General features: G+C 69.0%; 10 protein-coding genes. 6 read left to right on the forward strand and 4 right to left on the reverse strand.

Annotated features, from left to right (window positions below):
• From VNR91_RS06125 to VNR91_RS06140, 4 genes are all read left to right on the forward strand, one after another.
• Positions 1–1824, forward strand: a 1824-nt coding sequence (locus tag VNR91_RS06125; RefSeq protein ID WP_325489888.1) for a glutamate synthase-related protein, incomplete at its 5' end; no start/stop codon positions are given.
• Between the two features lie 77 nt (positions 1825–1901).
• On the forward strand, positions 1902–2576 hold the full coding sequence (locus VNR91_RS06130) for a glutathione S-transferase family protein (RefSeq protein WP_325489889.1): 675 nt from the start codon (positions 1902–1904) through the stop codon (positions 2574–2576).
• 5 nt (positions 2577–2581) lie between these two features.
• Complete coding sequence (locus VNR91_RS06135) at positions 2582–3196, forward strand: YbhB/YbcL family Raf kinase inhibitor-like protein (RefSeq protein ID WP_325489890.1); 615 nt, start codon at positions 2582–2584, stop codon at positions 3194–3196.
• Between the two features lie 486 nt (positions 3197–3682).
• On the forward strand, positions 3683–4534 hold the full coding sequence (locus VNR91_RS06140) for an SDR family oxidoreductase (protein ID WP_325489891.1): 852 nt from the start codon (positions 3683–3685) through the stop codon (positions 4532–4534).
• Between the two features lie 113 nt (positions 4535–4647).
• Here the strand turns inward: VNR91_RS06140 and VNR91_RS06145 are convergent, their stop codons facing one another.
• On the reverse strand, positions 4648–5682 hold the full coding sequence (locus tag VNR91_RS06145) for a GGDEF domain-containing protein (RefSeq protein ID WP_325489892.1): 1035 nt from the start codon (positions 5680–5682) through the stop codon (positions 4648–4650).
• 115 nt (positions 5683–5797) lie between these two features.
• On the reverse strand, positions 5798–6355 hold the full coding sequence (locus VNR91_RS06150) for a peroxiredoxin (protein ID WP_325489893.1): 558 nt from the start codon (positions 6353–6355) through the stop codon (positions 5798–5800).
• A gap of 104 nt (positions 6356–6459) precedes the next feature.
• Here VNR91_RS06150 and hisN point away from each other — a divergent pair, with 104 nt between their 5' ends.
• Positions 6460–7242 carry a histidinol-phosphatase gene (hisN, locus tag VNR91_RS06155; protein ID WP_325489894.1) on the forward strand — a complete coding sequence of 261 codons (783 nt, stop codon included), beginning with the start codon at positions 6460–6462 and terminating at the stop codon, positions 7240–7242.
• 79 nt (positions 7243–7321) lie between these two features.
• Positions 7322–8551 (forward strand): PQQ-dependent sugar dehydrogenase, encoded by a 1230-nt coding sequence (locus tag VNR91_RS06160; RefSeq protein ID WP_325489895.1) that lies wholly within the window; start codon positions 7322–7324, stop codon positions 8549–8551.
• Between the two features lie 9 nt (positions 8552–8560).
• Here the strand turns inward: VNR91_RS06160 and VNR91_RS06165 are convergent, their stop codons facing one another.
• The gene (locus VNR91_RS06165) at positions 8561–8944 is read right to left on the reverse strand and encodes a PaaI family thioesterase (RefSeq protein ID WP_325489896.1); all 384 of its coding nucleotides are present in this window, start codon (positions 8942–8944) and stop codon (positions 8561–8563) included.
• On the reverse strand, positions 8941–9237 hold a 297-nt coding region (locus tag VNR91_RS06170), incomplete at its 5' end, for a PaaI family thioesterase (protein WP_325489897.1). The genes VNR91_RS06170 and VNR91_RS06165, both read right to left, overlap by 4 nt.

Below are 9237 nucleotides of genomic sequence, written 5' to 3' on the forward strand. Positions count from 1 at the left end.
ATGAACCGCATCGGCGCCAAGGCGGTGTCGGGGGAGGGTGGCGAGGATTCGTCGCGCTATTCCCCCTATGAAAACGGCGACAACGCCAATTCCGGGGTCAAGCAGATCGCGTCGGGCCGGTTCGGCGTCACCGCCGAATATCTCAACGCCTGCGAGGAGATCGAGATCAAGGTCGCGCAGGGCGCCAAGCCCGGCGAGGGCGGGCAGTTGCCCGGCTTCAAGGTGACCGAGCTGATCGCGAAGCTGCGCCACGCCACCCCCGGTGTCGGCCTGATCAGCCCGCCGCCACACCATGACATCTATTCGATCGAGGATCTGGCGCAGCTGATCTACGATCTGAAGCAGATCAATCCGCGCGCGCGGGTGTGCGTCAAGCTGGTCTCCTCCGCCGGCATCGGCACCGTCGCGGCGGGCGTGGCGAAGGCGCATGCCGACGTCATCCTGGTATCCGGCCACAACGGCGGCACCGGCGCCAGCCCGCAGACCAGCATCAAATACGCCGGCACGCCCTGGGAAATGGGGCTGACCGAGGTCAACCAGACGCTGACGCTCAACGGCCTGCGCGGCCGGGTACGGCTGCGCACCGACGGCGGGCTGAAGACCGGGCGCGACATCGTCATCGCCGCGATCCTCGGTGCGGAGGAATTCGGCATCGGCACGCTCAGCCTAGTGGCGATGGGCTGCATCATGGTGCGCCAGTGCCATTCGAACACCTGCCCGGTCGGCGTGTGCGTGCAGGACGAGAAGCTGCGCCAGAAGTTCACCGGCACCCCGGAAAAGGTCATCAACCTGATGACCTTCATCGCCGAGGAAGTGCGCGAAATCCTGGCGCGGCTGGGCGTGCGCAGCCTCGACGAGATCATCGGGCGCACCGAATTGCTGCGCCAGGTCAGCCGCGGCGCCGAGCACCTCGACGACCTCGACCTCAACCCGATCCTCGCCAAGGTCGACGCGACCGACGCCGAACGCCGCTTCTCGCTCTCGACCTTCCGCAACGAGGTGCCCGACAGCCTCGACGCGCAGATGATCCACGACGCGGCGGCGGTGTTCAGCCGGCGCGAGAAGATGCAGCTGACCTATTCGGTGCGTAACACCCACCGCGCGGTGGGCACGCGGCTGTCGAGCGAGATCACCCGCACCTTTGGCATGGCGGCGCTCGACGACGGGCACGTTACGGTGCGGCTGCGCGGATCGGCGGGCCAGTCGCTGGGCGCATTCCTGTGCAAGGGTATCACGCTGGAGGTGTTCGGCGACGCCAACGACTATGTCGGCAAGGGGTTGTCGGGCGGGGTCATCTCGGTCCGCCCGATGGTGTCGTCGCCGCTGGCCAGCCAGGACAACACGATCATCGGCAACACCGTGCTCTATGGCGCGACGTCGGGCCGGCTGTTCGCGGCCGGCCAGGCGGGCGAGCGGTTCGCGGTGCGCAATTCGGGCGCGCAGGTGGTGGTCGAGGGCTGCGGCGCCAACGGCTGCGAGTATATGACCGGCGGCATCGCAGTGGTGCTGGGCGGGGTCGGCGCCAATTTCGGGGCGGGCATGACCGGCGGCATGGCGTTCATCTACGATCCCGACGCCAGCTTCGCCCGGCGCGCCAATCCCGAAACGATCGTGTGGCAGCGGCTGGCGTCGCGCCATTGGGAATCGGTGCTGCTCGCGCTGGTCCGCGCGCATGTCGATGCGACCCACAGCGCCTGGGCGCAGGGGCTGATCGAGGATTGGGACCGCATCCGCGATCATTTCTGGCAGGTGTGTCCAAAGGAGATGATCAGCCGCCTCGCCTACCCGCTCGACGACGAAATCGAGATGGTCGCGGCGGAATGACGGGAGACCGTCATCCGGCGCGCGCCGGATGACGGTTGCGCTTTCCCCGCCCCGGCGCGGCGGCTATGCCGTGGGACATGTGGCAGCTTTACCAATTTCCGCTTTGTCCCTTCTCGCGCAAGCTGCGGCTGCTGCTTGGCGAAAAGGGCATCGGTTACGAGCCGGTGCGGGAATCGCCGTGGCTGCGCCGCGACGAGTTCATCGACATGAACCCCGCCGGCCAGACCCCGGTGATGGTCGACACCGAACGCGGCGGGTTGCCGCTGATCGATTCGCTGGCGATCTGCGAATATTTCGAGGAGACCGTCGAAAAGGCGGCGATGATCAACGGCACGGCCGCCAACCGGGCGGAGATCCGCCGGCTGGTCGCGTGGTTCGACACCCAATTCTATCGCGACGTCACCGCGCCGCTGCTCAACGAACGGATGCTCAAGCGCGTGACGCGGCAGGGCTCGCCCGACGGCGCGGCGCTGCGCGAAGCGATGAAGGCGGTGGTCGGCCACCTCGACTATATCGACTATCTGCTCGATCACAGCACGTGGATCGCCGGCGCGACGATGAGCCTGGCCGATCTCGCCGCCGCCGCGCAGATCTCGGTCGCCGACTATCTGGGCGGGATCGACTGGAAGAGCCACGAACAGGCCAAGCGCTGGTACGTCGGCATGAAAAGCCGGCCGAGCTTCCGCCCGCTGCTCGCCGAGCGGATGGAGCTGATCAGCCCGCCCGCCGACTACGAGAAGCTGGACCTCTAACCGCCATGCTCGAGCACGTGCCCCGTTGGCTCGGCGCCGCGCTGAAGGGGGTGCGGGCGGGGGCGGACAAGCTCGCCATCGTCCAGCCGGGCCTCGGCAGCTTCGCCGCGCTCGACCTGCGCAGCCCCGCCTTCGCCAACGGCGCGCGGCTGCCCGTGCGTTTCACCGCCGATGGCGCGGGGGTGTCGCCGCCGCTGTTCTGGACGGGGGTGCCCGACGGCACCGACAGCCTGGTGCTGCTGGTCGAGGACCCCGACGCGCCGACGCCCAGCCCGCTGGTCCATGCGATCATGTGGGGCCTGCCCGGCGCGGACGGCCAGCTGGCGGAGGGCGCGATCGTCGCCGACGGCGCGGGCGGCGAGGCCGGCGACGTCGGCCGCAACAGCTTTCGCCGCGAAGGCTGGCTGCCGCCCGATCCGCCGACCGGACACGGCGAGCATCGCTACGCCTTCCAGCTGTTCGCGCTCGCCCCCGGCGGCGATCCGGGCGAGACGCCCAACCGCAGCAACGCGGTGGCGGTGATGCGGGGCCGCGTGCTCGCCGCCGGGCTGCTCACCGGCACCTACTCGCGCGGCGAAGCGGCGGGGATAGGCCCGATCGGCGCGACTGCCCCGGCATAATCGCCAATATCTGGCAAAATTCGCCACTGAACGCGGCGGGTTTCGCAGCGGAGATCAGCGACCTATAGTAAAATCAACAACTTATAAAACTGGCACACTCCCTGCAATCTTCCAGGCATCGGCGCCGGATGGTCCGGCACCGAACAGCAAGACCAGGGAGTTTGTTAAAATGATCGTCCGTTTCGAAATGCTGCAGCGCTCGACCGTCGCCTTTGCCGGCGCGGTGATCGCCACCGTGATGCTGGTGATCGCTTCCGCCCCGCACATTCCGGTCGCGTGACCTCACCCCTCTCGTCTGGAGCAAACACCATGATCCGCTCGTTCGCGATCACCGCCATGTCGTTCGCCGCGACCGTCGTCCTGATCCTCGCCAGCAGCGCACCCGGGGCCGGCATCATCGCAGCCTGAGCCCCGGCTGCCCCCTCTTCGGGGAACCGCCCACGCCCCCGCCGGTTGGACGATCATTCCCAACCAAGGACGCGAGCGATGAGCGACACCGTCGAAATGATCCACGAGGACGCGCTGCCGGGACACGAAAGCGCGCTTGAGCCCAAGCCCGAATGGCAGCCGCGCTATCCCGGATCGGGGCGGCTGGCCGGGCAGGTCGCGATCGTGACCGGCGGTGACAGCGGCATCGGCCGGGCCGTCTGTGCGCTGTTCGCGCGCGAGGGTGCCGATATCGCGATCGTCTATCTGTGCGAGAGCGACGACGCCGAGGAAACCCGGCGCATCGTCGAGGCGGAGGGTCGCCGCGCGATCGCCATTACCGCCGATGTCGGATCGCGCAAGATGTGCGACCGCGTCGTCGCCGATACCATCGCCGCGTTCGGCCGAATCGACGTGCTGGTCAACAACGCCGGCGAGCAGCACCCCGACGACGACATCACCGACATCACCGAGCAGCAATTGCGCCGCACGTTCCAGACCAACATCTTCGGCATGTTCTTCATGGTCCAGGCGGCGATGCCGCACCTGAGCGCGGGCGCGCGGATCGTCAATTCGACATCGGTCACCAGCTACCAGGGATCGAAGGAACTGCTCGACTATTCATCGACAAAGGGGGCGATCACCGCCTTTACCCGTGCGCTGTCCGAGAACCTGGTCGGCAAGGGCATCCGCGTCAACGCCGTGGCGCCCGGACCGATCTGGACGCCACTCAATCCGATGGGCGGCGCCTCGCCGGACAAGCTTGCGCATTTCGGGGAGGACACGCCGATGGGCCGACCCGGCCAGCCGAACGAGGTCGCGCCGGCCTATCTGTTCCTCGCCTGCGACGATTCGAGCTATATGAGCGGGCAGGTCCTCCACCCCAATGGCGGCACGATCGTCAACGGCTAGCGTCTTCCAAGCAGGTAGAAACCAGCTGCTGAATCCGGAAACGCGTCAAATCAAAAACCTCGCGCAGCCGAGCCGATGCGATCGGATCGGAATCGGCTCCGATCCCGCCGCGTTCACGCCGCGCGGACGCAGTTCCGGCCCTCGTTCTTGGCCGCATAGAGCAGCGCATCGGCCCGCCCGAACGCGCTGCGCGCATTGTCGCCCTCCTCGACACGCACCAGCCCCGCCGATATCGTGACCGACCCCAGCGGCTGGTCGGTCTCGCGCAGCCGATAGCGCTTGTGCGCCACCACCCCGCGCGCGGCGTCGATCGCCGCCCGCGCGGAATCGGTGTCGATGTCGGTAAAAATCACCACGAACTCCTCCCCGCCATAGCGGGCGACGAGATGCGGGGCGCACGTCTCGCTCAACGCGGTGGCGATCGCCTTGAGCACGCGGTCGCCGACGGCATGGCCGAAGCGATCGTTGACCCGCTTGAAATGATCGATGTCGCACACCGCCAGGCACATCGACTTTCCGGCTGCCAGGCAAGCGGCAAAGCTCTCCTCGAAGACGCGGCGATTGGGCAGGTCGGTGAGCGGATCGCGCCGGGCGTTGTCGCGCGCCTCTTCGAGCTTGGCGCGCAGCTCGTCGGCCTCGCGAGTCGCGGTTTCGAGCTGCGCCTCCGCCACCCGCACACGCGACACCATCGTCGCGGTGATGCGCGCGACCTCATCGACCACGTCCGACTGGGTGGGCAGCGCATCCTGTTGCCGCCGGATGCGATCGGCACTGGCCGCCAGGTCGCGGCCGAAGCCGTTGGCCTGGTCGCGCAGGCCCTGCACCATGTCGGCAAAGCCCTCCACCTGGAGCTGCGTCTGCGCGACCAGGCCGTCGGCGTTCGCCCGGTCGGGCTGCGGTGCGGCGATGCCCCCCTCGTCGCACAGTCGATCGATGTCGCGCGTGGTCAGCCGCACGCCGCCTTCGGTGATCCGCGCGGCCGCCCGCCCCAGCGATCCGGCGGGATCGGACAGAATCGCATGGACAAGGGCATAGCTGGCCGGGTCCGTCCCCAGCCGATGATCGCGCAGGAACCCGCCGATCCGATCGAACAGGGTAAAGGAACAGGAAGCGTCATCAACGCTTTCGGCACGGACGGAGCCTGACATGACAAGCGAATCCATTTCCCCAGATCGGCGCCTTGGTTAGGGCACCCTTAAGCACGACCATAATCGCCAAACCCCTAATATCGGGTTGTCGCGCCAGGCCGGGGGGAGGGACGATTCAGGACTTCGCCTTGTTCAGCGCCTGCACCGCCGCCAACGTGCCGGCGATGTGATCCGCCGGGCTGGGATCGTTGTGGACGAACGCGATCCGCCCGTCGCGCGCGATGACATAGCTGGTGCGGCTGGTGGCGTTGATCGTCGCGCCGCCGGGCGTCTTGATCTGCCGGCCCAGCGCGACGTCATAGCCAGCCACCACGCGCGGTCCGGCGCTGGCGACTGTGAATTTGCCGGCGCATTTCTCCTCGGAGAATTTCTGGAGCACCTCGACCGAATCGCCCGACATGCCGATCACGGTCGCGCCGGCGGCGGTAAAGTCGGCGATCTTGTCGGCAAAGGCCGCCGCCTCGGCGTTGCAGCCGCCGGTAAAGGCCGCCGGGAAGAAATAGAGCACCACCGGCCCCTTCTTGAGCAGATCGTGCAGCCGCACGTCGACGACCTTGCCGGCGACGGCGCCGCGCGTGGCGAAATCGGGCGCCCTGGCTCCAGGCGCGAGCGCGGCATCGGCGGGTGCGGCGAACAACAGGGCGACGGTGGCGGCGATCACGGGCAGGCGCATGGCAGATATCCTCTCGGCGGAGACGCTTTGGCCGAATACGCCTTTGCCTGCGCCGAGTCATCACCGGCTGGCGGTCGCGCAACAGCCGCGCTAGGCGGGGTGTCATGGCCGTCACCCCTTCCGATATCGCGCTCGCCCATCGCCTCGCCGATGCCGCCGGCGCGGCGATCCGCCCGCTGTTCCGCGCCGAATTCGGGCTGGAGATCAAGCCCGACGAAACCCCGGTCACCCGCGCAGACCGGGAGGCGGAGGCGGCGATGCGGCGCATCCTGGCGGCGGAGGTGCCGCGCGACGGCATCGCCGGCGAGGAATATGGCATCGAGGAGGGCAGCAGCGGGCGGCAATGGGTGCTCGATCCGATCGACGGCACCCGCGCCTTCATCGCCGGGCGGCCGATCTTCGGCACGCTGATCGCGCTGACCGAGGGCGGCTGGCCCGTGCTGGGGGTGATCGACCAGCCGATCCTCAAGGAACGCTGGATCGGCGTCGCCGGGCGGCCGACCGAATTCAACGGCCGGCCCGCCGCGACCCGGCGGTGCCGCGACCTCGCCGACGCGCTGCTCGGCACCACCTCCCCCGCCGCGTTCGACGACGCCCAGCTCCATGCGTTCGAGCATCTCGACGCGGCGGTGCGGTCGACCGTGCTGGGCGGCGACTGCTACAATTACGCCTGCCTGGCTTCCGGCCACCTCGACGTGGTGGTCGAGGCCAACCTCAAGCTCCACGATTTCGCCGCGCTGGTGCCGGTGGTCGAAGGCGCGGGCGGGCGGATGTGCGACTGGGCGGGCGATCCGCTCCACGCGGGCAGCGTCGGTGAAGTGATCGCGGCGGGCGACCCGGCGCGGATCGACGACATCCTCGACCTGCTCGCCTGCCGCGGGCATTGAGACTCGCGGGCATTGAGGCTGGCGCAACCGGGCGGCGGCTGGCACGTTCGGAAGTGAACCAATCCTCCGGGAGATCCCCATGCGCCTCGCCCCGCTCGCCCTTGCCGTCACGCTGATCGCCTGTTCCGGCGAAAAACCCGGCGCGGCGCAGACCAACGCCCAGGGCGCCGACGCGCCGGCACGGCCGCTCACCCAGCTCCCGCGCAACGCCCCGGCCAGCGACATCGCCAATGTCCCGGCGACCACCGGCCGCGCCAACCTGCCCGCCACCCCGCCCCCATTCACGGTTACGGAGATCGGACGGTTCGACACGCCGTTCGCCCTCGCCTTCCTGCCCGACGGGCGGCTGCTGGTCACCGAAAAGGCGGGTCGGCTGAAGTTGCGCGCGACCGACGGCGCGGTGGCCGACGTCGCCGGCGTGCCGGCGGTCGCGGCCGGTGGCCAGGGCGGGCTGCTCGACGTCGCGGTCGCGCCCGATTTCGCGCGCAGCGGCACCGTCTATCTCTCCTATTCGGAGCCGGGCGCGAACGGCGCGGCACTGGCGCTGGCCCGCGCGACGCTGGACAGCGGCAAAGCCCCCGCGCTCAAGGGATTACAGGTGATCTGGCGCGCGGGCGAGAACGGCCCCGGCGGCCAGTTCGGCGCCAACATCGTCTTCGCCCCCGACAGCCAGTCGCTGTTCCTCAGCTCGGGCGAGCGCCAGCGGTTCGCCCCTGCGCAGGACCCGAAACAGGCGCTGGGCAAGATCCTGCGGCTGACGCTCGACGGCAAGGCGTGGCCCGGCAATCCGAATTACGCCGCCGGCGGGGTCGAGGCGATGACGTGGAGCACCGGCCACCGCAATCCCTATGGCCTGGCGTTCACCCCCGACGGCCGGCTGTGGGAGGAGGAGATGGGGCCGCGCGGCGGCGACGAGCTCAACCTGATCGAGCCGGGCCGCAACTATGGCTGGCCGATCGTGTCCAACGGCGACAATTATTCGGGCCAGCCGATCCCCGACCACCCCAGCCGCCCCGACCTGGAGGCACCCAAACTGTGGTGGAACCCGTCGATCTCGCCGGGCGGGATGATCGCCTATTCAGGGAAGATGTTCCCGCAATATCGCGGATCGCTGCTGATCGCCGCGCTGTCGGGCAAGGCGCTGCTGCGCGTGACGGTGAACGGCGACACCGCCACCGCCGCGAACCAGTGGGACATGGGCACCCGCATCCGCGACCTCGCGCAGGCGCCCGACGGCGCGATCTGGCTGCTGGAGGACGGCGGCGAGGATGCACAGGGTAAACTGCTGAGGCTGACCCCGCCGCGCTGATCCGAGCTATCAGCGGACCAGCAGGAAGGTCTGCCGGCCGGACGCGATCGGGCTGGCCGGATCGTCCTGCCACGCGATCGCATCGACATTGGCGACGCGATTGCCCAGCCGGCGCACCAGCCCCTGCGCCCGCGTCGGCTTGTCGCGCCCGCCGCGCATGAAGTCGACCGACAGGTTGACCGGCTTGATGCGCGCCGCCGCCCCGTCCAGCGCGTGGCGCAGCGCGACGATCGCCGCCATCTCCAGCAGCCCGCCGATCGCGCCGCCGTGAAGGAAACCGGGCCGGCCACCCACCCGCGCCATGTCGAACGGCATCAGCAGCACCGGCGCGCCATCGCCTTCCTCGATCGCCAGCCCGAGCAGTTCGGCATAGGGGGGCAGCGGTTCGATCATGCGTCGGTCAGCATGAAAGTGCCGGCGACATGCGCCAGCGGATCGCCGGGATCGCCGTCATGCGCCTGCCCGCGCACGAACGCGATCGACCGGGTCAGCCGATAGCATTCGCCGCGTCCGAACACCGTCTTGCCCGGCGTCGCCGCGCGCAGATAATCGATGCGCAGGTCGAGTGTCGCCTGCGGGGCGAAATGCCCGCGCTTCAGCCAGGCGGAGGTCGCGGTGGCCATATCCATCAGCGCCAGCACCGGGCCGGACGCGATCACCCCGGTCGTCGATTCGCCGACCAGCCG

Origin of the sequence: Sphingomonas sp. (assembly GCF_035555815.1) — a bacterium.
GTDB lineage: Bacteria > Pseudomonadota > Alphaproteobacteria > Sphingomonadales > Sphingomonadaceae > Sphingomonas.

Coding starts and splice junctions, on each gene's coding strand:
- VNR91_RS06150 (WP_325489893.1), bottom strand. CDS start 6,355: ATGCGCCTGCCCGTGATCGCCGCCACCGTCGCCCTGTTGTTCGCCGCA.
- VNR91_RS06140 (WP_325489891.1), top strand. CDS start 3,683: ATGAGCGACACCGTCGAAATGATCCACGAGGACGCGCTGCCGGGACAC.
- VNR91_RS06130 (WP_325489889.1), top strand. CDS start 1,902: ATGTGGCAGCTTTACCAATTTCCGCTTTGTCCCTTCTCGCGCAAGCTG.
- VNR91_RS06160 (WP_325489895.1), top strand. CDS start 7,322: ATGCGCCTCGCCCCGCTCGCCCTTGCCGTCACGCTGATCGCCTGTTCC.
- VNR91_RS06145 (WP_325489892.1), bottom strand. CDS start 5,682: ATGTCAGGCTCCGTCCGTGCCGAAAGCGTTGATGACGCTTCCTGTTCC.
- hisN (WP_325489894.1), top strand. CDS start 6,460: ATGGCCGTCACCCCTTCCGATATCGCGCTCGCCCATCGCCTCGCCGAT.
- VNR91_RS06135 (WP_325489890.1), top strand. CDS start 2,582: ATGCTCGAGCACGTGCCCCGTTGGCTCGGCGCCGCGCTGAAGGGGGTG.
- VNR91_RS06165 (WP_325489896.1), bottom strand. CDS start 8,944: ATGATCGAACCGCTGCCCCCCTATGCCGAACTGCTCGGGCTGGCGATC.